At 41.2% G+C, this 25,069-nt stretch carries 17 protein-coding genes; 3 read left to right on the forward strand and 14 right to left on the reverse strand.

Features of this window, described 5'->3' with window-relative positions; all coding sequences use genetic code 11:
- The 10 genes from DSBG_RS16355 to DSBG_RS16405 all read right to left on the reverse strand — a co-directional run.
- The coding region (locus DSBG_RS16355) for a pyruvate formate lyase family protein (RefSeq protein WP_207647244.1) at positions 1-1,110 on the reverse strand (1,110 nt) is incomplete at its 3' end.
- A gap of 1,143 nt (positions 1,111-2,253) precedes the next feature.
- Entirely contained in the window at positions 2,254-2,970 is a 717-nt protein-coding gene (locus DSBG_RS16365) for an ABC transporter ATP-binding protein (protein ID WP_068965332.1), read from the reverse strand.
- Positions 2,967-3,737, reverse strand: a complete 771-nt coding sequence (locus tag DSBG_RS16370) for an ABC transporter ATP-binding protein (RefSeq protein ID WP_009624165.1) — start codon at positions 3,735-3,737, stop codon at positions 2,967-2,969. Before DSBG_RS16370 ends, DSBG_RS16365 begins: the two co-directional genes overlap by 4 nt.
- A gap of 32 nt (positions 3,738-3,769) precedes the next feature.
- Positions 3,770-4,726 carry a branched-chain amino acid ABC transporter permease gene (locus DSBG_RS16375; protein ID WP_068965333.1) on the reverse strand — a complete coding sequence of 319 codons (957 nt, stop codon included), beginning with the start codon at positions 4,724-4,726 and terminating at the stop codon, positions 3,770-3,772.
- A 3-nt stretch (positions 4,727-4,729) separates the two neighbouring features.
- A complete protein-coding gene (locus DSBG_RS16380; protein WP_068965353.1) occupies positions 4,730-5,650 on the reverse strand; it encodes a branched-chain amino acid ABC transporter permease in 921 nt (306 codons plus the stop codon).
- Between the two features lie 262 nt (positions 5,651-5,912).
- Positions 5,913-7,070, reverse strand: a complete 1,158-nt coding sequence (locus tag DSBG_RS16385; RefSeq protein WP_068965334.1) for a branched-chain amino acid ABC transporter substrate-binding protein — start codon at positions 7,068-7,070, stop codon at positions 5,913-5,915.
- A gap of 224 nt (positions 7,071-7,294) precedes the next feature.
- Positions 7,295-9,472 (reverse strand): DNA topoisomerase III, encoded by a 2,178-nt coding sequence (locus tag DSBG_RS16390; RefSeq protein ID WP_068965335.1) that lies wholly within the window; start codon positions 9,470-9,472, stop codon positions 7,295-7,297.
- A gap of 163 nt (positions 9,473-9,635) precedes the next feature.
- On the reverse strand, positions 9,636-10,619 hold the full coding sequence (locus DSBG_RS16395) for a DMT family transporter (RefSeq protein ID WP_068965354.1): 984 nt from the start codon (positions 10,617-10,619) through the stop codon (positions 9,636-9,638).
- Positions 10,620-10,894: 275 nt separating this feature from the next.
- A complete protein-coding gene (locus DSBG_RS16400) occupies positions 10,895-11,353 on the reverse strand; it encodes a YbaK/EbsC family protein (protein WP_068965336.1) in 459 nt (152 codons plus the stop codon).
- Positions 11,344-12,762, reverse strand: coding sequence for an aspartate kinase (locus DSBG_RS16405; protein ID WP_068965337.1), 1,419 nt, complete (start codon positions 12,760-12,762; stop codon positions 11,344-11,346). Before DSBG_RS16405 ends, DSBG_RS16400 begins: the two co-directional genes overlap by 10 nt.
- A 362-nt stretch (positions 12,763-13,124) precedes the next feature.
- Here DSBG_RS16405 and DSBG_RS16410 point away from each other — a divergent pair, with 362 nt between their 5' ends.
- Positions 13,125-14,186: an HD-GYP domain-containing protein gene (locus DSBG_RS16410; protein ID WP_068965338.1), complete on the forward strand. Its 1,062-nt coding sequence runs from the start codon at positions 13,125-13,127 to the stop codon at positions 14,184-14,186.
- A gap of 117 nt (positions 14,187-14,303) precedes the next feature.
- On the opposite strand, the gene DSBG_RS16415 is transcribed toward DSBG_RS16410, so the two are convergent.
- Complete coding sequence (locus DSBG_RS16415) at positions 14,304-14,861, reverse strand: hypothetical protein (RefSeq protein ID WP_242877688.1); 558 nt, start codon at positions 14,859-14,861, stop codon at positions 14,304-14,306.
- A 308-nt stretch (positions 14,862-15,169) separates the two neighbouring features.
- On the reverse strand, positions 15,170-17,122 hold the full coding sequence (locus tag DSBG_RS16420; protein ID WP_068965340.1) for an APC family permease: 1,953 nt from the start codon (positions 17,120-17,122) through the stop codon (positions 15,170-15,172).
- A 330-nt stretch (positions 17,123-17,452) separates the two neighbouring features.
- On the opposite strand from DSBG_RS16420, the gene DSBG_RS16425 reads away from it, so the two are divergent.
- Complete coding sequence (locus DSBG_RS16425) at positions 17,453-20,695, forward strand: DEAD/DEAH box helicase (RefSeq protein ID WP_068965341.1); 3,243 nt, start codon at positions 17,453-17,455, stop codon at positions 20,693-20,695.
- A 277-nt stretch (positions 20,696-20,972) separates the two neighbouring features.
- Here the strand turns inward: DSBG_RS16425 and DSBG_RS16430 are convergent, their stop codons facing one another.
- Complete coding sequence (locus tag DSBG_RS16430) at positions 20,973-21,491, reverse strand: hypothetical protein (RefSeq protein ID WP_068965342.1); 519 nt, start codon at positions 21,489-21,491, stop codon at positions 20,973-20,975.
- Between the two features lie 376 nt (positions 21,492-21,867).
- Positions 21,868-23,367: an exopolyphosphatase gene (ppx, locus tag DSBG_RS16435; protein ID WP_068965343.1), complete on the reverse strand. Its 1,500-nt coding sequence runs from the start codon at positions 23,365-23,367 to the stop codon at positions 21,868-21,870.
- A gap of 168 nt (positions 23,368-23,535) precedes the next feature.
- On the opposite strand from ppx, the gene DSBG_RS16440 reads away from it, so the two are divergent.
- Complete coding sequence (locus DSBG_RS16440; RefSeq protein WP_068965344.1) at positions 23,536-25,065, forward strand: Ppx/GppA phosphatase family protein; 1,530 nt, start codon at positions 23,536-23,538, stop codon at positions 25,063-25,065.
- The last annotated feature ends 4 nt before the right edge of the window (positions 25,066-25,069 follow it).

Genomic DNA, 25,069 nt, shown 5'->3' on the forward strand with positions numbered 1-25,069 from the left:
TGCCTTGAGAATCATGTAGGAAAGATCGTTGACAGCATCCCTCCCCGTTTCATCCACTCCTCCAACACAAACGTTCTGAAACATCGGATAACCTGCGGCGAACTCAGCGGTGGCTGCATCTTGAAAGAGACATGGCTCGCTGAATTTAATCCATAGACAGTCGAGAAGCTCCTGCGCTTCGTCAGGGGTGAGACGCCCCGCTGCCAGGTCGTCTTTGTAATAAGGCCAAAGATACTGATCCATGCGGCCCGGGTTATAACTAGCCGCATTCTGCTCCATAACGAGGCAGATCTGATAAAAATAGAGCGATTGCAAAGCCTCCCTAAATGTTCGCGCTGGATTGGCCGGAACGTGACGACAGACTAAAGCTATCTCCGTAAGTTCCTCTTTTCTCTGAGGATCTCTTTCTAAGGCTGCTAAGCGTTCGGCTTCCGCAGCATAACGCTCTGCCAGCGTGACCATCCCTTCAGCTACAATCAAAAGAGATTGTAAATAATAATTCTTTTCGTAATCGCCCGGCACAGTGATATCGAGTTTAGCTTTCCTATTCTCGACTATTTTTCTGATTCCCGAAATTCCTTCGCGTATCAGCCACTCGTATCCAGCAGTCGTCTCCCCCCAACCACGAACAGCCTTGCGGTCGATGTATACCACTCCGTTATCCCGCAATTCACGCGTGTCGTCGGGAATTTGAACAAGCCACTCCTCGTAAGTTGAGTGGCCTTTCCAATAGGGGCGGATTTCATCTTCAAAAATCTTTCGATCCTCAGGACTTAAATAAAACGGGTCGTAGCGCCGCTCGCTGATCGTTTCCAGTTCATCATTCAGCACAGACCAACACGTGTCGGCGCATAAAATACCAGCCCGTGTCTTGCTCCCGGAACTACCGACAATGAGCTCGTCCTCCCAGATCGTAACAGTCTTCTCCCTGCACTGTTTACGAAACGCTTTGGCTTTACGTACAACAAACGGATCTCCTTCAGCCTGCCGAAACCCTTCAGTGAGAATCCTGGCGTTCTCTAGATCCATCTCAGGGCGAGTTTCCAGCACTCTTTTCTTCAGACGATCCACACGCTCTATGTATTTCTGTTCCTGGACCGTTTGAGACATATCAAAGCCTCCCTTTGAGTATCGTTGGCATCACCCTAAGTATAGCTGAAATACTTGCCTCCATCTAGTGTCTCTTTAGTCACCAATCACGTTCGTCAGTTATTAAAAGCGGAGGGCAGGTCTTTACCTGAGACATGTCATAACTGTTTGTGTTAAATATCCAAAAGGAACACCGTAAAGAAACCTTGGCTGCCGCTTTAGGTGCTCTTATATTTTCGAACTCGAAGAAAAAAGGCCACTCGAACGAGTGGCCTTAACATCTAAATTTGAATCCCGCAAAGTTCCTTCAGAATTAATGGATACACGGCTCGAGATTAATCTTCATCAAAACTTAATCAAATTGTTATTAACCAAAAGGTTTGTAGCTATACACCTTACAACCGCTGAAATAAAATCAAAAGAAGGATATTCCTTAAACCAACCTCGTAAGGGAATCGAGACCTTGACCTAACAAAAGGTAAACCAGTCAAAAACTAATAGAAAGCGATGAAACTAATCTGGACAAATCCTCCACTATTTCTTTGATTACCTTAGGTCTAACTAGAGTCACAATCAGAAAAATTACTAAGGAGAAAATTTAGGTTTCGAGTCACTTAAAATTAAATTAACAACAATCTTGGCTTGAAAAACATACAGCAAAAAAGTTACACTTCAGATTACCCTATGTGAACTCAACAACAAACTGACCACTTATAGTTTTCCCAACTGACCAAACCAACTTCCTATTAACTAGCTTACTACTAAAAAATGAGAGGAACTTTGCGGGAAATTTTTCTTCTTACAACAAAAACCACCCTTTCGGTGGCTCCAATTCTTCGAAATCCAGCATTGACTTAACTAATTGCAATGCCTAAAAACTTCGATGAATCGAAACTTTACCTAGCACGCGACTAATAGTTCTGTAGCTAACTGAATCTTATTAATTAAGTGATTATAACCTTATTATAGCTGAATTCTGTTTCCTGTCAAGTGCCTCGGACACTCAATCTGAGAATATCACCTTCATTGAATTACCTTTTATATTATCCAAATATCTAGGGTGATAAAATAACTCAAAACCCAAAAGTACCAGACCGTCAAAAAACGATCTGGTCTCAATTGAAAAACTCATTTTGATGAAGCATATCTTGAGGTATTATCGACTCACTCTCCGAGATAGGCCTTAACAATGCTCTCATCTTGCCTCAGCTGAGCACTATCCCCTTCCATGACTAACTCACCGGTCTCTAAGACATATCCGTAATCAGCTAATTTCAGGGCGATTTTAGCATTTTGCTCCACGAGAAGAATGGTTGTTCCTTCATCATTTAGCCGTTTAATAATTCTCATAATATCTTGCACGATCAGCGGTGCTAAACCCATAGAAGGCTCATCCAACAAGAGTAATTTGGGTTCGGTCATCATTGCGCGTCCGATTGCCAGCATTTGCTGCTCTCCACCGGACAATGTCCCGCCACTTTGCCGCTGACGGTCTTTAAGTCGCGGAAAGACTTCAAAGACGTGCTCTATTCCTTTACGGCGCAACGCTTCATCTTTTAGGGTAAAACCACCCAACTCCAGATTTTCTTTGACGGTTAAATCCTTAAAAATCCTTCGACCTTCGGGAACATGGATCAACCCCATACTAACAATGTCATGAGCTTTTTCTTTAGTGATGTCCCTACCATAAAACTCTATCGTTCCAGAAGAGGCTTGAATTAAACCAGAGATTGTCTTTAAAGTTGTAGTTTTTCCGGCACCATTCGAACCTAGTAAAGTAACGATCTTCCCGCGGGGCACTTCGAGACTCACCCCTTTGAGCGCATGAATCTTACCGTAATACGTCTCTAAGTTGCGCAGGACGAGAGCCATTTCACTCATTCCTCATCCTCCTTCCCCAGGTAAGCTTCAATAACTCTCGGATTATTTTTAACTTCTTCCGCGGTCCCTTCAGCAATCTTCTGCCCATAGTCAATGACCACGATTTTTTCCGAAACTTTCATCACAAGTCCCATATCATGTTCAATCAGCAACACCGTGATTCCCAAGTCCTTGCGAATTCGGCGGATTAAGCTCACTAACTGGTCTTTCTCATCTTGGTTAAGTCCTGCTGCAGGTTCATCCAGTAACAGGAGCTGCGGCTGTGTAGCTAAGGCTCTGGCCCACTCTACCCGTCGTTGGTCCCCATAAGCTAAATTGCGTGCCAAACGACTTTCTTTGTCTAAGATGCCGACAAAATCCAGACACTCTTTACTGACCTGCTTAATCTTCTTCTCTTCACGAAGCTGACTGGGCGGTCGCAGGATAGCTCCAAATATTCCGGCTGAAGTACGGCTATGCATACCCGACATAACATTTTCTAAAACCGTCATGTCTTTAAAGAGACGCAAGTTTTGAAACGTTCGAGCCATACCCAGCTTAGTAATTCTGTACGGCTTTTGTCGAAAAATGCTTTGCCCCTTGAAAAGGATTTCCCCTTCGCTCCCTTTATAAAACCCTGTCAGACAATTAAAAGCAGAAGTCTTTCCTGCACCATTTGGTCCGATAAGACTCATAATTGTATTTTCTTCTAGTTCGAAGCTAAGGTTGCTCACTGCTGTCAACCCGCCAAAACGCAGGGTTAGCTTTTTCACTTCTAGAATAGACATTCTACCTCATCCTTTTTTTATAGAAAAATACTTCACCCTTTTCGCTCTGGCCAAAGGCCTTGGGGGCGGAAAATCATGATAATTACTAGTAGTATGCCAAATAAGAGCATCCGCATTTGACCGATTCCCCGGAAAATCTCCGGAAATAGAACTAAAAAAACCGCGCCTAAGATTGCCCCAGGTATTTTGCCCATTCCCCCCAGGATAACAGCTAACAGAATCAGAGCTGATTGGGTAAAGGCAAAAGTCTCCGGCGAAATGGCGGTCATCTTGACGGCGAAGAAAGCTCCCGCTATGCCTCCGAAAGAAGCGCCGATCATATAAGCGTAGAGTTTTGTCTTAACAGGATCAATCCCCATGGCTTCGGCGGCATCTTCGTCTTCGCGGATGTATTGCCAAGCCCGCCCCAGCCGTGAATTATGAAGCCTAATGGCGACAATAATTGCCAAAACGACCAAGACCAAAAACAAATAATAGAAATCGGTGATCTGATTAAGTATATGTCCAAAAATACTTGGCCGTTGGATGCCTACCAAACCGCTCGCTCCACCAGTAATTTTCAGGTTACGAGCCGTAATTCGGGTTATTTCCCCAAAACCTAGCGTTACAATGGCTAAGTAATCACTGCGCAATCTCAAAGTCGGACCGCCAATAATAATCCCAGCGATTACCGAGAAAAGTATGGCAATCGGTATAGTTAGCCAAAAATTTAAACCAAATTTCATAAAGATACCAGTTGTGTAAGCACCTACAGCAAAAAAAGCAGCATAACCGAGGTCCACCAACCCGGCATATCCTACCACAATATTCAATCCTAAAGCCAAAACAATATAGAATAAGGTATTCGTTGCAACTTCTTCTATATAGTTATTGGCAACCAACGGAAGAAGGATGACTAAAAGACTGAGCACCGCAAGTAGTACTCCTTGTGTTTTTCTACGACCCAGAATTTTTCTGAAACGATCTATTAAACCCACGGAATTACCCATCCTCTACATCCTCTCAATCTCGCTTTTACCGAAAATCCCAGTAGGTTTAAAAACCAGCAAAAGAATCAAGATCCCGAAGGAAAATACGTCTTTCCAAGCAGAACCAATGAAGGGAAGTTGCGTCCCGGCAGTTTCCAACAGCCCCAAGATGAGGCCTCCAATCATCGCTCCGGGAATGCTGCCAATTCCACCGATGACTGCGGCCGTAAAGGCCTTTAAGCCGATGACAAAACCCATATAAAATTGAATACTGCCATAATACACTCCAGCCATGACACCAGCAGCTGCGGCCAAGGCAGAGCCGACAAAGAAGGTTAACCCAATCGTCTTGGTTACATTAATCCCCATCAAACGACAAGCATCCTGATCAAGGGCAATTGCCCGCATGGCTTTACCGTATAAAGTACGATTAATAAACCAATACAAAGTAAGCATTAAGATCCCTGTAGCCACAACCATGATTATCTGCGTATAGGTGATATTGACAAGCCCAAGACTGATACCTTCATAACCTAAATCAGTATTAAAGGTTCTATACTCGCCATTTGTCAGAACCATAACCCCATTAAATAAGGTAAACGATACACCCACTGCCGTAATCAACAGCGACATTCGTGGAGCACGCTTATTAATGAGTGGTTGATAGGCCAGCCTATGCACCAACATGCCCAACAGCCCAACCAGAAACATGCTGATCAATAAAGCCGCAGCAATTCCCAGCCAACCGATACCTAACCTGCTCCCTAAGATGCCCAACGCCCCATACCCCACAAAAGCGCCTACCATATAGATGTCACCATGAGCAAAGTTCAATAGCTTAATAATGCCGTAAACCATAGAATAACCGAGGGCGATCAAACTGTAGAATGAACCGAGAATTAACCCGTTCACTATCTGCTGGATCACGATATAAAAAACTGTCATTCCGTGCACCCTTTCAACCTTTTTACTCCAGAGAAGTATGGTAATTTCTGATTTGACCCATTTCTTAGCAGATAATCGTAACCTAATCTCGGTAAATCTCCGAGCTGCTATAAAGAAAACTTGGCCTGCACCCCACACACGAAGACACTGTCTTCGCACGGATTAGCCCTTCTTGCAGTATGTATCGTAAGTTATGCTTTCTGTATAGTATGATAAAGGGCGACTGGGGAAAACTCCCCAGTCCCCATTGGGAAACAATTTATTATTGCAAAACGAATTGGCCTTTCTTGATTTGCAAGACAATGAAGTTGCTTTCCTTCAAGGTCTTGTCCGCAGCAAAGTTAACTTTGCCTGCTAAGCCGACGAAATCTTTAGTGTCATTCAACGCCTTGATAATAGCCGCTCCGTCAGTACTTCCAGCACGTTTCAGAGCATCTGCCATCAGATTCATACCATCATAAGCGAGGGGAGCATACGCTCCAGCACTTTGATTAAACTTTGCCTTATAAGCATCCGCAAACTGTTTGGCGGTAGGCAAGTAATCGGCAACTGGTGGGGACAACACATAAGTACCTTCCCCAGCTGCACCAGCCATCTCAATAAGTTTCGGGTCACTGCTTCCGTCTCCAACGACGATAGCTCCTTTATAACCACCTTGACGTAACTGTTTAATCAACAGTGCCCCATCTGCATAATAAGCAGTCCAAAAAACAACATCAGCATTTTTAGACTTCAGACTAGTGACCAAGGAAGAAAAGTCTTGCTCTCCTTTGTTGGTGACATCATGTGAAATCACTATATTACCAGTGGCCTTCCAAGAATCTTCCGTTTGCTTTGCCAAATCGGAGGAATAAGCATCGCCTTGCTCAACAATGGCTACATTTTTAGCGCCTAACTTTTTAAAGAGTTCAAGGGCCTTCTGAGTTTGATGCACAGCAGTCCCGTTAATTTCAAAAGTATTACCGGGATTTTGAGCTGCTATTTTCGAAGAGTTTGCAGCCGTAATGACAAAAGGTATGTGCTTTTCATTATAAACAGTCAGGGTAGGTATAGTTGCTCCTGAACAATAACCGCCGACAATTGCTACTACCCCTTGGGATACCAGCTTATTGGCGGCTGCAGTCGCTTGTTGGGGATCACAGGCATCATCACCAGTCACCGTGACAATATTTTTGCCGTTGACTCCACCTTTTCCATTTATTTCATCAACAGCCATTTTAATGGCATTCTCCATATCTTTACCATAAGTCGCTTCCGAACCGGTCATCGGCAAAGGTAAACCAATTTTGATTTCCCCACCACTAGCTGTAGGTGTCGCGCTCGGAGTGGTCGGTTCACTAGACTGTGCCCCACACCCAGTGACACCCAAAGCTAAGGCCAGAATAGTCACTGCAACCATATTACGAAACTTTTTGGACATTAAATTTCCTCCTCATTTTTGTTTCTACGTTATTATATTACTTCTTATTTTAGTTACTATTTTCCTCGCCTCACCTCCCATTTCCTGACTTAGCTCACGGATTGCATTCTGCTCTAATTATATAACAGAGAAAGGAACATTTAAGATTTATCCTATTACATTGTTTAACGGCTGTCCAGTCTTTTCACGTGTCTCGCCGGTCTGCCGGCGTGTATACTTAGTGCTCATTTTTTCTTTAGTTTTGCCAATGCATCGGCAAGCGCCGTATTGACCAAGCCACCCTCATTTTGGTTGTGTAAGAATGAGCTAACCTCTCTTTTATTGACCGTTCCCTTTTCTGCCGCTCTCCGTTTCGTAAAGGCGGTCAGTTTCTCCCGATATCCACAACCGCAGGTGAATAGCTTATTATCCCCATCCCCCTTGATCTCCATTTTTTTGTGACATTCCGGGCACCTGGCGTTTGATGTCTGAGATATCCCTTTCCGGTAACCGCACTCCCGATCTTGACAGACATACATTTCGCCCTTCTTACCTTTGACCTGTAAAAGAAACTTTCCACACTCTGGGCACTTTGTTCGCGTCAAGTTATCATGCTTAAAGGTTTGAGCACTGCCACTAACCGTTGAAACAAGCTGAGTCGCATATCCTCTGATTCCGGCCAGAAACGTTTGACTGTTGACTCGACCTTTGCTGATCTCCGTCAGTTGTTGTTCCCACTTGGCAGTGAGTTCCGGCGACTTAAGCTCAGGAGGAACCAATCCAATGAGTTGAATCCCTTTTGATGTAGGGATGATGTCTTTGCCCTGTCGATTCATATAGAAGGAATTAAACAGCTTTTCTATAATTTCCGCCCGTGTTGCCGGTGTTCCCAGACCATGGCTTTGATCCATCGCTTCCCGCAATTTCTGGTCGTCGATTAGCTTCCCCGGATGCTCCATCGCCGAAAGCAACGTGGCCTCAGTGTGTCTGGCTGGTGGTTTTGTTTTACTGGCCACTAACTTTACTGACAAGTTTTTAAGCATCTCACCTTTACGGAGTTCGGGAAGAGTTTGCTCTCCTTCCCCGTCTTCTTCCTTGTCGTCCGGACTAGTAGACCCCTCGTAGACCTTCCGCCACCCTTTATGCTTTATGACTTTCCCTTTAGCCGTGAAATTCTCCCCTTTAACTCCTACCTTGACCAGTGTTTGTTCATATTCAAACGCCGGAGAGAGCACTGCAAGAAAGCGTCTGACAATTAAATCGTAAATTTTCAGTTCCTCTGAGCTAAGCCTGGACAAAGTAGGGGGTTGTTCCGTCGGTATGATGGCATGGTGATCCGTTACTTTCGAACCATCTACAAACCGTTTGGTGATGATAAGTTTATTTCTCAAGATGCTGCGCGCAAAGTCCACATAAGGCCCGAGGGCAATGCTTTTTAAACGTTCCGGCAAAGTCGAGACGATATCTTCGCTAATATAACGGGAATCCGTTCGTGGATAGGTCACTAATTTATGGTTTTCATAAAGCTGCTGCATGACTGACGACGTAGTTTTGGCCGAGAAGCCGTATTTACGATTGGCATCCCGTTGCAGTTCGGTTAGATCGTACGCCAAAGGAGGAAGTTCTTTTTTTGCTTCCTTTTTAACATCTAATATCTCCCCAGCTTGTCCAGTTACTTTGGTCACAAGTTGATCCGCTTTGTTTTTATCAAAGATACGGGTTTGACCATTCTTATCTTGCCAATGGAGCGAAATTCCATTCACTAAGACCTTAATAGACCAGAAGTCTTTAGGAACGAACTGTCGAATTTCATTTTCTCGTTCCACAACCATTGCTAGAGTAGGAGTTTGCACTCTCCCTGCGGAAAGTTGGGCATTATGTTTGCACGTTAATGCTCTGGTGACATTCAGCCCAACTAGCCAATCTGCTTCGGCGCGGCACTCCGCTGCAGCAAATAGAGGCTCGTAATCTCTACCGGGTTTTAAATTATTAAACCCTTCTTTAATAGCACGCTCGGTGAGGGAAGAGATCCATAAACGTTTTATGGGTTTGCGCCAACCGGCCTTTTTAATAATCCAGCGGGCGACAAGTTCACCTTCTCGCCCCGCATCCGTCGCGATGATGAGTTGATCAATTTCTGGCATCTTCATTAGATTTTTTACCACACCAAATTGCTTTGAAGTTTCTTTCATAACCACTAATTCCATCTTAGCGGGAAGCATTGGCAGGTCTTCTAGCTTCCATGTTTTATATTTTTCATCATATAATTCTGGGTCCGCAAGGGTAACTAAGTGCCCTAAAGCCCAGACCACTATGTATTTCGAGCCAATAAAACATCCGTTACCTTTTTGATTACAATTTAAGATCTTCGCAACCTCACGACCAACTGAAGGTTTTTCAGTCAACACCAACGTCTTTCCCATATCATAACTTCCTATCTTCTAAAGTCTCATATACTTGTCAGAGAAATTATAGCCTCATTATACCGCTCTATCTAGTATTATGCTTAAACTTACATCATGAAATTACGCCTACACACGTTTAGCTAAACTTATCCATTGTAAAACACGCTAACTTTGCTTGGACTTAATATGGGCCTTCGCGCAGAAGTGCCTCTTGCGGAACCTTTCTTTGGTAGTTCACTATGATTACCCCGACAGAAACCAAACTTAAAGCCATAAACATATTAAGGGTCAATCGTTCGCTGGGAATGAACAAAGCAGACAAAATAGATCCCGAAACAGGAGTCATAAACTTATAGACACTGATTTCTCCCGCCTTATTATATTTTAAAATAGCATACCAGAGAGAAAACGCTGTTGCTGAGAGAAAGGCTGAGTAAAAGAGCAGGAGTAAGGCCTTGTTTGTAAAAACCATAGCATGAGGTTTTAACCCCGGCAACCCGACCGCAATCAGGAGCAGCGATCCTAAAAACATTTGCCACGCTGTCAGAACAAAGGGATGAACTTCTTTTGAAGTTCGTTTCGCCAAAATCGTTCCTACAGCACTAACGAAGCCCGCCATAATCATGAATCCTTCACCCTGCCAGGAGAAATCTAAGGTTAAGTGCTCTCCTGAGTTGATCAAGATAATTCCCGCAAAGCCAGCTGTTAAGCCAATCATCTTTCGCCAATCCAATCGATCATCAGCATAAACAAAGTGGGCTAAGACAACGACAAAGAAAATTCCTACGGAGGTTAATACGGCCGCTTTCATCCCAGTGGTATGAGCCAATCCATTATAAAAAAAGAAGTACTGCAAACTAATTTGCAGCAGACCGATTAAAAAGAGCTGAGGTAGCAACTTCTTTTCTACCTTTGGTGACTGCCGAATACCAAGAACGGTTATGCCAAAAATAATTACCCCGGCCAAAAAGAAGCGTATTCCGGCCAGAACAATAATCGCATAGCGATCATCTGGTGCTATGCCGAGCTCGACATAGCTTACTTTTAAGACTGGGAAGGCGCTCCCCCATAAAACTGCACAAAATGACGCGATGACAATGACCCAATATCTATTAGTTAGATATTGCCTTACACCGCGTTCTTTTTTCGGTAAACTTGATTTCATAATAATCCCTTTCGACACCATTTTTCTTCCTATTTGTCAATCATAATGCTTGCAAGAGAAATGGTCAAACAGACTTTGACAATCGCTGAAATTTATAAGCCAATAAATATCATAAGATGTTCGTAGGAAAGTGCGACCTGATTCTATCAAATCAAAGATTTGACAGTGTATATTGATTATAAGTAGATTCGCAGGCAGATTACGGGCATTTGGTTAATAAAGGAGAACCTCTTTGGTTCTCCTTTTTAGCTGTCTATGAAACTTAACTTTGACCATCAAGATTGAATAACATCCACCCATTGCCCCTTAGTCAGCTCCTCTAATTCCTCAACCTTTAGCTTAATAGCCGAATTAGGTGCACCGGCTGCAGGAAAAACGCGCTCGTATTCTTGCAGTGAATAATCCAGATAAATAGGTATTGGCTGTTTTAAGCCAAATGGACAAACCCCACCGACAGGATGCCCAGTTGCCTCAGATACCTCCTCGGCTTCGGGCATCTTGGCCTTACCATGAAAGATTTCTTTGAACTTTTTATTATCTAGTCGCTTATCCCCAGCCATGAGGATCATGATAAAGTCGTCTTTCACTTTGAACAGTAGGGACTTGGCAATTTCTCCAGGAGTTACTCCTAATGCCTCTGCAGCTTTTGGAACAGTACTTGTATCCTCAAATTCTAATATCTCAATCTCTTTACTATTTTGCTTCAAAAACGCTGCAACGGATTCTACTGACATGGCCTAGGGTCCTCCGATTTCTCCTGATTCTTCCAACATAAATCTTCATTTAAACAGATGATTGCTTTGGCATACATTCCTCGATCAATGACAAATTGCATATTCACTTGTCGTAAGGACTGCGACACGCACTTTATATTGATATCATTTATAGCCAAGGTATTAGCTGCTCTGGCTAGAATCCGTGGCATCGCAATATTCGACCCAATCACACAAACAATTGCCGCTTCTTGGACGGTAACCGTTCGATAGGCCGCTTCTAATTCTGTCACCAATGACTCATTAAGATCTGATTGCCATATGACCAGTGAAATACTATTCGCATTAGTGGTTTTCATAATGTAGCTAATATTATGAGCTTTAAACTTTTTCATAATTCCAAGATCAAACCCTGGTTCTCCTACCATAGAGGTATCATGTATTTCCAAAACCACGATTTTATCCGAACCAGCAATTATTTCAATCTTTGCTTGAGGCCCAATATAGTCGTTGGATATCACTGTTCCAGGGTGTTCCGGTTCAAAGGTATTCTTAATACGCAGATTTATTCCAGCGATTTCTAATGGTTTAGAGGCGTTAGGGTGAATGGCTTCCATTCCAATGTCCGCCAGTTGATCTGCAACATCATAATTTGTCCTGCCCACAACAATGGCTTTATCCACTCCCACGATTTTCGGATCTGCTGAGGATAAATGATATTCTTTATGGATGATAGCTTCATCTGCTTGAAGATGCGTCGCTATTTTGGAAAAAGTTATTTCAGAGTATCCCCTATCATATTCTCGCATTATCCCTTCAATCCCTTTTGTATAACCGGTGGCAACGATGATCTCATGATGAGGACTTACGTTCTTAAAGGTTTTTTCGATGCGATCGCTAATCGAGAGTTGTTTAGGGTCGCGGAAACCTGTTAGATCAACTAGTTTAGCAAGAATACCATTATTTTGCAGAATATTCACCGTGTTAAAGGCAGAATGAGCCTCTCCTATAGAAGCTAGCAACTCCCTCGCTGCGGAGAAGATACTGTCTCGCTCGATATATCCAGAAGCTACAATATCTTCCATGCTATTCAGATAAGCTTTCGTTTGCCTAACTCGCTCTTCCAAGAATTCACGGCATACTTTAGCATCCAGACCAATACCTACAAACGATTCATTAATCTGAAGAGCTTCTTTTAATAGGTGATCCATGGAAGATTCGTAATCATCACCCTTAATAAAACATCGGTAGATACCCGGAGCTTTTGTCTTTTTATCTTCAAGAAGCATATTGGTCACACCTGCATAGGCGGAGACAACAAATACTCTTCCATAGCGGAAACCTGCTGAGCCTGGGTAACCTATTATGTCATTAAGCACATTCTGAAATTGGGACATTGACGTTCCACCGATTTTTTCCACAGTAAGCATAATCTAGTCCTAACCCCTCTTCTTCATTTCATTCTCTTGACCTTTCATTCGGCAAGATTCCGCAAATTCCTTCAACCTAAAGGAATTTGATTGTCTCTGTGTCGGATACAGTTGCACCTGTTGCGGAGACTCATTTTTCTATTTTAACAGAGCGTAAATGATTAGTCATTGTTATGAACAATATTTCTCTATATTTTATATGTAAACAGCAATTAAACATTGTAATATTCGGGTTATTTTGATCTAATTTATTGCAATAACAAGTATATTTGCCGATATAAAAGGTATCTAGTTGTTTTTGTCGAAATAATTTATACCTTTTATTGTCTAGGTCAAGCAGAAAATAATAAGGAGCGAAGCCAATGCGACAGGTGAACGTTTTCTATCTCAATGAAGGAGAAATTCTTGCTCATCCTATTCTAGATGCTAATGGTAGAATATTGTTAACATCTGGAGTAAAGTTGACGAATTTATATATCCATAAACTAAAATCCTTAGGGGTTGATACGGTACTTATTGAGGACGATCGATTAGATGATGTAGTTATCCAAATGGCTATTACCCCACGGACCAAGGAAGCCGCTTATAAAGCTGTCAAATCAGTCAGGCATTGCCTTGAAACGAATCGCCTAATTCACACGAAAGATATGCGAGACATGTTGAAACGAATGATTTCTGATTTATTAGGTTTTAATGGAATCTTAGGGTATATCTCCGATTTCCATGGATTTGATGATTACACATTTCACCATTCTGTCAATACCACAATTTTCGCTTTAGTTTTGAGTCTATCTGCCGGGTACAACGAATCAAAACTCTTAGAGGTTGGGACTGGAGTTCTCATGCATGATGTAGGAAAAATCAAAATTCCTAACGTAGTGCTGAACAAAATAGAGAAACTTACCGAGGAAGAATTCAATGAGATCAAGCAACACGCTAATTATGGATATGAAATCTTACGCCAAATTGATGACTTTGAATTAATCTCTGCTCATGTAGCTTTACAACACCATGAGCGCTGGGATGGAAGCGGTTATCCGAGAGGATTAAAAGAAACTGCAATTCATGAGTATGCTAGAATCGCAGCGATCTCAGATGTTTATGAAGCATTAACTAGTAAACGAATCTATCGCGATGCGGTTCAGCCCTATCAAGCTTACGAATATATTATGGCGCATTCTGGAATTTTCTTTGATCCAAAACTTATCAACATCTTTTCTCAACATATTTCTATTTATCCAGACGGATCAGGAGTTATACTCAGTAATGGCCAACGGGGCAATGTAGTTAAACAAAACATGGGATATCCGGGCCGTCCTTATGTTAGGATGCTCTATCAAGGGGATGAGCCACTTCATCCTCCCGTTGATTATAATCTCGTTGAACATCCTTCCTTGTTAATCGTTGGAACTGAAAACCATTAGTAATGAACGTTTTTATAGCAACTTCAAAGATCTGTCCTATAAAGACCATTAAATTGATATAGGTTAGGCCACGGCAACTAATGCCGTGGCCTAACCTATATCAATACTCGACTCAACTTAACTGAAAAAGCGACTTGAATTAGCTAACATGAACAGTGGTTTCTGCAAATAATCAATTGGGTATAAATCATCCCGTGCCGAAATAAGTGCCATAATCTTCCCTACCTTGGACAAGGGATCAATTGCGACTATAACAAAAGCGTCTTTTTCTGAGGATAAGGGAAAAATAACATTATTTTTATTAATAACGTCATGATAAGAATCTAAGGTGACAACTCTAAAATCTTGGTTGCGCCAACGTATATCGTAAAGTTTGAACGCTTGATGGGCAACTAATGGCAAAAACCGTTCTTCTGTCAAATACAGTTCAATTCCCATCATATACCCTTCGCTATCTAGATCATTCCAGTATTCACAACGAAAAGCGTTATCGACAGCCTCTCTATACGTTTTAGTCGCCAAACGCATTTGGCTCAAGCATTGACCCAAACTCAGCCATTTAATCCTGGGTATGCTAAGACTCTTTACATCATAATAAAGTCCAATATCACTTTTCTCGAGGGTATACTCGGCAGTTGTTTCATTAGGCATCAAGTAAATATAGCCCATTTGCATGTTGTTGTCACAGGTAATAAGCACGGAACATCCCCTCCAAAGCTTCTTATTCTAGCTCGTCTAATGTTTTATTAATTACATCATACCAATAATGTCCACCTGTTTCTACAAGGCGGGGAATTGTCGACATAGATTCTTAGTTTTAGACAACTTTTCTTGGGCCCTAATTGTTAAGAAAACCTGCTTTTGCCAAGCCAAAGACAACGACACAGGTCTGGGACTGCACTGCCACGACTCGTAATTTTGCACTCACTGATTAACACAAAAAACCGGTTTTAAAACCGGTTTTTTGTGTGTTGTTACAACATTTATTTAGAATCTGAAATCACGTCCAATTTATCTGTGGGTACTTCCTTCGGTACGGGATGATATGGAACACTCGTAACTAGGATACTTTTACGGAATAGTAACATTAACTTCATCAACTGACCTGTCTGATTGTGAAGGATGTTCTGCCACATTTTTTCTGGAACATATTCAGCAATCGCTACAGTGATTGTTTCAAAATTCCCTTTCTTCTCGACTTTATCAATATATTTCAAGAAATCGTGAACGGTAGCACGATAAGGAGACTCAACAATTTCCAAAGGTATTTCTATGTGATGCTTTGCCCAGTGTTTTAGCAACTTTGCGGTTCGATTAGGATCTGAGGCAATATGAACCGCTGTAACTTGAGGAGTTAAGGCATAGGCATATCTGAGGGTTTCCAAAACAATCAAGTTTAGGTCGTAAACTGGAACAATAATTTTATTCTTATAGTCTGACAGTTCAACGTGTACCCTCCGCCGTTTTAATTTAGCCACATGATTATGGAAATCTTCTATGGCTTTAGGAGTGACATCTAAGTCCCTAATTTCACACGAATAAATACTGCGTATGCCGCGGAACATGTAAACCAGCAAAGGCATGATCACCATAATTATCCAGGCCCCTTGGGTGAACTTGGTTATAATAAAGATTAATAAAACCAGGAATGAAACGATGCCTCCGAAGCTAAATATTGCTAGATCAGACTGCCACTTATCTCCCTTTTCTTGCCAGGTATGTTTAGCAAGGCCCAAACCCGTCAAGGTAAAAGAAATAAACACACCTATTGCGTAGAGCGGAAGCATCGTATGGGTATCACCATGGAACACAATAATGAGCAGACTGGAAACTAAGAACAAGGTCCATATTCCGGCACTATAAACCAAGCGATCCCCTAAATTTTTAAAATACCTAGGCGCATATCCGTCTCGAGCCATTAAACTTAATAAAATCGGTAGACCAGCATAAGGTGTACTTGAGGCAATGACTAGAATAGCTGCGGCTGTCCCCATCAAGACAAAATAGGGAATAGTTTTTCCAAAGATAATTAAGCCCAACTGATTTAGAACGGTATTCCCTTCAGCAGGGACCAGGTGATAGGCGCCAGCTAAGTATGTTAACATAATTAATCCAAGAGAAACAATAATCGCTAGAATTAATAGCGTGTGTATGGCACGCTTCTGAGCTGGATTTTTAAAAGCAGTAACCCCATTGCTCACTGCTTCAAACCCTGTTAAAGCCGTTGTACCGCCGGCGAACGCTCGCGCTAAGATAAACCAAGTCATCCCACTTGCTGAGGAAGTTGCAAGGTGCCCGGTAGCTACAGACACTGGTGTTACACCATGAAGTAAAATCTCAACTAAGCCAGTTCCAATTAAAAGTGCTAAGGTCGAAATATATAGGTAAACAGGCAAGGAGAATAAACGAGCCGACTCCTTTAAGCCTCTTAAGTTAACCCAAGCCATAAACATAATGACTAAACAGTCTGCTAAAACTTTGTGTTCCGTTGGAGCTAACCATGGAAAAATCCCTGTCAAGTTCTCTATTGCTGAGCTAACACTAACGGCTACTGTCAAAATGTAATCGAGCGTTAAACTTGCCCCCGCAATAAGTCCGTAGTTCTCGCCTAGATAAGCTCTAGCGATAGTATAAGACCCTCCGCCTTCAGGGTATTTCTGAATTGCTTTACGATAAACAAGGAAAATACTAATCACCAGTAGCACGATGGCAACCGAGACTTTCAGAACATACGCATAACCTAAAGATCCCGCCAGAAGGAGGACGTAAAGAATCTCGTCCGGTGCATATCCTTCAGAAGAAATAATGTCTGAACCAAAAACTGGTACCCCTCCGCTAACCCCGACTTTTGACTCCTCAGCATTTTGTGTCGCCAGTGGATGGCCAAAAATTAAAGTACGGAGTTTTAGCGATAAGAGTCTATTGTTGTTTGCCATCGGAAATAGATGCCTTCTTTCTCCTTATTAATGTCCCATACTCATGTTTCCTCTTCTTTAGATAATAACATAGTGAATTCTACTCCTCTTTTCAGTCAATGTCTACAGGTTTTTTCATGCCATAATCTCTATTGATTATTGTAAAAAAGCTGCACTTAAACCTGCGAAACTCCTTATTCTTCAAGGTACACCACCACCGTAAAGAGTATAAAGAAAACATAACGATTCTTCACGCATTCAAAATGGACTAACGACTGTCAACTATGATATTCTTAATAGATTTCCTTAAACTACTCATTATAGAATAATGCCGCTAAAGGAGTACTTTACATGTCTCGCTTTAACATTTCCGAACAACAGATTCTTGATCTGGCTGATAATGATCGAGTATATAAAAAAGGCGTTTCTTATTTTATGGCCAGTAGAGTAAGTAATTTTACCTTCACTCCTGATAAAGGCTTAGTTAATGCTTCAGTAGTGGGTGGTTTGCGATATACCGTCCAGATAGCTTTTGAGAGAGATAGCGCCATACGATCTTACCGCTGCACTTGCCCGGCCTTTACCGACTATCCCGGAGCCTGTAAGCATGTCATTGCCGTATTAAAGGCCGCCCAACAAAAATTGCCCACAGCCTGGAGAGATCCCGTGATTCAGAACCGAGTTGTTGAAGATCTTCTTGAAATATTGGCTAACCATCGTCCGGAGATCACTCAAGAAGAACTAACTTTGAACGTGGAACTTCAAATCATGGCAGGAAACCGACCATCCGCTTATTTGCACCTCAAGCTGGGCCTGCAACGCCTTTATGTGGTTAAGGACATTGGACGCTTTCTCAACTCGATAAAAACGGGGCGTTCACTTGAGTTCGGCAAACAATTTACCCTTGAACCAACTCGGCAGACCTTTAAAGAAGAAGATCGTGCCATGATCGCCATGTTATTGGAGATGTTTGAACAGCATACGGCCTTAAATGAAATGCAAGGTCCTTATTATAGTACTACCCTACTAAGTCAAAAGTCTTTGCATTTAACGGGGTATTACCTTACAAAGTTTTTAGACGCCTTAGGCGATAAAGTATTCCTGTGGGCAATCGGCTCCGCGCCCCTTAATCCCTCTCCTATTATCCGTCAAGGGTTGCCGATAGGATTTTCCCTTCAGACTCAAGGTCAGGATTTAGCTTTTTCCTTAGGAACCGAGGAAGTTCCCATCCAGCTCACTCCCGATGGTAACTACTACTTTTACCAACAGAACATTTATCAGGCTTCCCCTAGCCAAAAAGATCTACTCCCACCCATTCTCAGCGCACTCCGCAAAGGATCGATGACCAGTCTTGTCATTCCATCTGCCCAAAAGGAGTTTTTCGCCTCTGAGGCTCTACCCTTGATCGGGAAACTAGGTCAGGTGTCTATTGACCCCACTCTTGAAGATAAATTTTGCCAGGCAAATTTGCAGGCTAAAATCTATTTTGATCGTGCTTCCGATCTGGGTATCAACGCCCGCTTAGAATTTTGCTATGGCGATACCGTCATTAATCCGTTTGCCTCTACTAGAGAAAATGGCAATGATCTAGCCAACGATTTGATCCTCATCCGGGCTGTAGATCAAGAACGAAAAATCCTTAACATTCTTGAACAAGCTGATTTTATTGTATCCAAGGGAAAAATAAACCTTGAAGATGATGAACAAATTTTTGAGTTCACAGTGAACTGGCTTCCCCAACTTCGAGATCTCGCAGAACTATATTATTCCGATCAATTTAAACTCAAAATTCGAACCTCAACCACATTCTCCGGGCAGGTTCGCCTAGACGAGACTTTGGACATCTTAGAAATATCATTCCATTATAATGATATTGAACCAGATGAATTGGCAGATATTTTCCATTCCCTCCATTTGAAGAAAAAATACCACCGCCTCCGGGACGGTTCTTTCCTCGATTTGAACCAGCCCGAGTTGACATCGGTCGCCCAACTCCTGGATAACTTAGATCTGGGTGCTGATGATCTAAACAAGAAACTCCTCAATCTCCCTAAATACAGAGCTATGTATATTGACAGTTTTTTGCGTCAGGCTAACCTGCCTGGGATACAGCGCAATAAAGCGTTTAAGCAATTAGTTCAAAGCATCTTGGAACCTCAAGATGGGGAGTTTGAAATCCCGGCCGAATTGCAGAATGTATTGAGAGATTACCAGAAAACCGGCTTCAAATGGTTAAAAACTTTAGCCTCATTTGGCCTGGGTGGCATCCTGGCCGATGATATGGGATTAGGCAAAACGTTGCAGATCCTGTCCTTCATTTTATCAGAAAAGTCAGCATCTCTCGGCCCCGCGTTGGTCATCGCCCCCACGTCATTAATTTATAACTGGCAGGAAGAAGCTAAGAAATTCATCCCTGCCTTGCAAGTGCTAGTCGTAGAAGGTACGCCTCAGGAAAGAGAGATACAATTAACGGGTATCGAGGAACAGTGGGACCTAGTCGTTACATCCTACCCTATACTGCGGCGAGACATCGATAAATTTGCTAAGTTTGAGTTTTCCTACTGTTTCTTAGATGAGGCCCAACACACCAAAAATCCACAAACTCTGAACGCTAAATCTGTCCAACGAATCCAGGCCAAAGGTTATTTTGCCCTGACGGGGACACCGATCGAAAACTCGCTTTCCGAACTCTGGTCCCTCTTTAACTTCATCATGCCTGGCTATCTTCTTTCCCACCAAGAGTTCCGCAAGAAATACGAAATACCAATTATCAAAAACGAAGACTCCAATTCATTGACTGAATTAAGTCGCCATGCCAACCCTTTCATTCTTAGGCGATTGAAAAAAGATGTCCTGAAGGAATTGCCAGATAAGATCGAGACACAACTAAACGCTCCTCTAACGGAAGAACAGAAAAAATTATACTTGGCCTATTTACAAGAGGCGAAAGGCCAAATAGCCCAGGAAATAGCCGCTGTTGGCTTTAACCGAAGCCACATGAAAATTCTTGCTGCCTTAACCCGGCTTAGACAGATTTGTTGTCATCCTGCCATGTTTATAGAAAATTACACTGGGGAAAGCGGGAAAATGCTGCTTTTACAGGAAATCCTCTCAGACGCCTTGGACAGTGGCCATCGGATCCTTATATTCTCCCAATTCACGACAATGCTGGATATCATCCAAAGCGATCTAACTTCAGAAGGTATTGAGCATTTCTATCTTTCCGGTTCGACCAAAGCGACGGAACGTTTGGAGATGGCTAATTCCTTTAATGCAGGAATTGGCCAGGTCTTCTTGATCTCTTTAAAGGCTGGTGGCACTGGATTAAATCTGACTGGCGCCGACATGGTCATCCACTACGACCCATGGTGGAACCCGGCTGTGGAAGACCAAGCTACGGATCGGGCTCATCGCATAGGCCAAAAAAAGGCGGTGCAGGTCATCAAACTTATTTCTCAGGGAACGGTCGAAGAAAAAATTAACATTTTGCAAAATAAGAAGAAAGTGCTAATTGATTCGGTTATCCAACCAGGCGAAACGATGCTTTCTAAATTAACCGAAAAAGAATTAAGAGAACTTTTTGATTTGACTTAGTTATTAATAATCAAATTGGGTATTACTATAAATAAAGGGGCTGTGCTAAAACTGTTACTATATTTTTCACACCCCCACTTTTGCTTCTATATCATCAAAACACAAGCGTCCTCACTCCACTTTAATAGTGAAATGAGGACGCTTATTGATTGTTGTAACCACTTGAAATTTTGGAGACTGAGTTTTCACGCATCCCCTAATTAATTAAAAAATGCGAACTACTTATCTAGACTAGGGAAGCCTACTAAATAAGTTAGTCATGAAACGTTAACGTTTCTTACTGAAACGTTGGTTGGCTCCAACCAGCATTTTGTTGGCCACCCATTCCTTGCTGTTGCATCTTCATTTGTTCTTGTTGACTCATATTTTGAAGCTGCTGTTGTGCTTGTTCGATAAAATTATTCATCTGATTAAGAACCTGAGTAGATTGTATATATTGATCAGCTTGGGTTAATGCCTGGATACCTTGTTGGATGCTCTGCTGCAATTGTGTAAATGTCTGTTGTTGCTGCTGTTGCGATTGGGTCTTGAATTGTGTCATGTGTTGAACTAATTGATTTAATTGTTGTTGCCCTTGAGCTTGAGCTGTTGGTTGATTCTGAGAAGGCGGTTGTGTTTGCGAAGCTGAAGACTGTTGAGTTTGGTTCTTTAAGCCGGTAAAAGCTTGCTCCATCTGATAAAATTTATCTTTTAGTTGTGATAATTCAGTTGCTACCTCCATATCGATTCCAACATCTTGGCTTGCAATTGCTTTGATTTCCTTAATACCCATTTCCATCTTATCTTTGTTACTCATTTAAGAACCTCCTCAAATTTTTTACCTCTACTAGTATGTCTAGATTACAAAAATAAATGTTTGGATATTTATTGTAAAAACCGAACGTAGAAAGGAGTGAGGCTGTGCTAAAACTTGTTACTATATTTTTCACATCCCCACTTTTGCTTCTATATCATCAAAACACAAGCGTCCCCACTCCACTTTAATAGTAAAATGAGGACGCTTATTGATTGTTGTAACCACTTGAAATTTTGGAGACTGAGTTTTCACACTATCTCCCTCAAAAGTTTTACGGTATGTATCCATTAATATTTCCTTGCCGGAAGAAATATTAGCTAATTCAATTCATTACACTAGCTTAACAGAGTATGATTAGCTTGAAGATGGATTTTTGCTACTCAAATTGCAGTGTTTTACCAAACACTTTTGTAAAGTAGGCCCCACGGCTCTCAACCTCTTTTTGTTCGGTCTCGGTTGTGCCCTTTGAAAATAAACGTAAAAACAGCTGATCTGACTTTAACTTGCATTCAACCTTTGTAATATTTCCATTCCTTTTTCTATCAAAGCATTCAGCTAATCTCAAAATAATTCCTAATCTTTGAATTACATATTTATCTTCCTCAGTTAATAACGTTACGTATGGGGAATTATCAATATCAAAGTTTTCCTTTACGCTGAGCATCATAGTATAGGCTGCCATAATTAATTCTTTATGAGATAAGCCATTTATCGGGAAATTCGTTAACATATAAAAGTTATGCTTGTGATAATTATAAAAGTTAATTGTTTTACCGCAATCATTTAACATTGCTGCAGTTTTTAATATCTTGCAAGAATTTCCATTGATCTTGTGTAGAGGTTTTAACTGGGTATATAAACTCTCAGCTAGCTCCCATACATGATGAGCGTGGTCCTTATCTATATTTAGTGTTTTAATAATATTATTTAGAGAAACCTCTAACACATCTTTAATCACTTTTTCTCCACGCAGGATTTCGTAGATCAAGCCTTCTCGGAGTCCGCCACCACTTACAATCAAGCGCGGGTTATCACAGAATTTCATCAAGGCTGCAGCCACTGAGAAAGCCCCGATAAAGATATCACTTCTTTCTTTGGAAAGACCTTTCACTTTTCTTCTTTGTTCAGAATTTTTATATTTTATGGAATCATAAATATTTAAGACTTCGGAAGAATCCATTTGGTAATTATGAGAACGGTCTATGGGATAATTAATCGTTTTCCTGGAAATTTTTCCGATATTCCGGATTGTTCCACCGACGCCTATAAGTGGTAGATTCTTAACCTCCTCAAGCCAGGTTACTTTCTTAAACTGAACCATTAGATATTTATTTAAATCTTTCTCTGTATTACTATCCATTTTTTCCGCGAGATTAAATTGATCAGAAATATTTAGAGCTCCAAAGGGAAGGCTGATTGCTTCCTTTTTAGTCTTGTCTTTTACCCATATAAGTTCCGTACTAGATCCACCAATATCCATAATTAAACCATTCGAAAAATCCAGGCTATTAATTACGCCAAAATAATCATAATATGCTTCTTCCGCCCCAGTTAAAACACGTATTTCCATATTTAAGGTTGATTTAACGATGTGGAGAAACTCCTTTTGATTGCTCGCCCGCCTAACAGCCTCTGTGGCTACGGGGAATATATTGCATGCTCCTAAGCCTTCGCATAACGATTTAAAACTTGCCAGTGTGCTAATTGCCTTTTCCATCCTCTGCGGATTGAGTTTTCCATCTATCGTCATATCCATTCCAAGTCTGACTGTTTCCTTAACCTCATCTATAATTCGAAAATAGTTTTTTTTACCGATTTCTATGAGAACTAATCGCATTGAATTAGACCCGATATCTATTACGCCAACATGCTTCATTTTATTTCTCCCTAAGATGTAATATAATAAGCTAAATTATTTTCATGATATATGTATTTCAATTTAGTTTCAAGGTTGTTTTAAATTTTATCATTCAATATAGAGTAATTGATATCTTGTACGATAATCAGACTATTACACATTAATGTTATCTAAGGAGCCAAAAAAATGAAAAAGATGAAGAATGAAGTAGTAGCAGCTATTAATGTAGGTTCTGATTTCTTGAGAATGAGTATTGCCCAATTAAATCCCGATGGTACCCTAATGATACTCGAGGATACTTCTCTACCTAATAATATAGGTAAAGATACTTACACTAAGAGAAGGATATCACCCAAAACCATTAAGGAAACCTGTGCAGGGTTAAAGGGTTTTTCTAAATTAATGAAGGATTACGGCGTGAAAATATATAGAGCTGTGGCCACAAGCGGACTTCATGAGGCCGATAATCGCGACTACATAATCGAACAAATTAGACTTATTGCTGGAATTAATGTAGAAATCATTAATAATGTTCAAGAAAGATTTTTAATATATAAGGCCTTAAGAAACCATTTAAATGGATTTAATAACCTAGACCTTACCGATTCAATCATCGTCAATTTAACCTCTGGTGGGGTTGAAGTTTCCATGTATACGACCGACGGATTGAAATTTACGGAATATCTTAAAATGGGACCGTTGAGATTAAGAGAAATCCTCTATACTTTAGAAACAAAAACGATCTCTTTTCCCAAGGTTATGGAAGAATATATCGAAAGTAAGATCTATTTGCTTAAGCCCAAACTGAAGAAAATGCCGATCAAGAACTTTATTGGACTTGGTGGTTATCTTAGCACAATCTTAGAAATGTGTCATTTGGAAAATCAAACCTATCTTAGTAAGGAACGTTTAGAGGAACTCTATCTCCAGGTCAGAGAGATGAATACTGACCAGATGGTTGAGGCGTTTAATATTTCATCGGCTAATGCCGAATTATTATTACCAGCGATTTTAATATTTCATAGTTTTTTAAGCAAGACAAAAGCGATGGGTATCTATGCCCCCATGATTACCAACCGTCAAGGCATTCTTTATGGACTTATTGATAAGCTCTACGAAATACCCAGAAGAACAAACGCAGAAAACGATATTATTAGTTCTGTCTGGTATATGGCGGAGAAATATGGTGTTGATCGAAAACATGCTTCCTATGTCGAGAAAATGTCCTTATCCTTGTTTGATAAAACCTGGAATTATCACCGCCTTGGGGATCAAGAGAAATTATATCTCCAAGTGGCCGCGATTCTTCATGATTCTGGCAATTATGTTAGTTTGAGTGAGCATGGTAACCATTCCTCAAATATTATTCGAACTCAAAGTATCATGGGATTCTCGGACAAAGAACTGGAGTTAATCGCCAATATCGCCAAATACCATACCACACGGATTCCTACTTACTCTGATCAAAGTTATTATGTCTTAAGCCATCATGAAAAGATTTTAGTGTCAAAATTATCTGCGATCTTAAAAATTGCTGAATCCATGGATATTTCACACATGCAAAAAATCAGTGATATTGAAGTGCTTGCTTCAACTGATGCGTTACATCTTAGACTAATTAGTAACAAGGATATTCTCTTAGAAAAGTGGGATATAATGAATAACGTTGAATTTTTCCAAGAAGTGATGGGGATTAGAATAAAGTTGAAAGGATAAGCGC

Source organism: Desulfosporosinus cupriresistens (assembly GCF_001707885.1).
Taxonomy (GTDB): domain Bacteria; phylum Bacillota; class Desulfitobacteriia; order Desulfitobacteriales; family Desulfitobacteriaceae; genus Desulfosporosinus.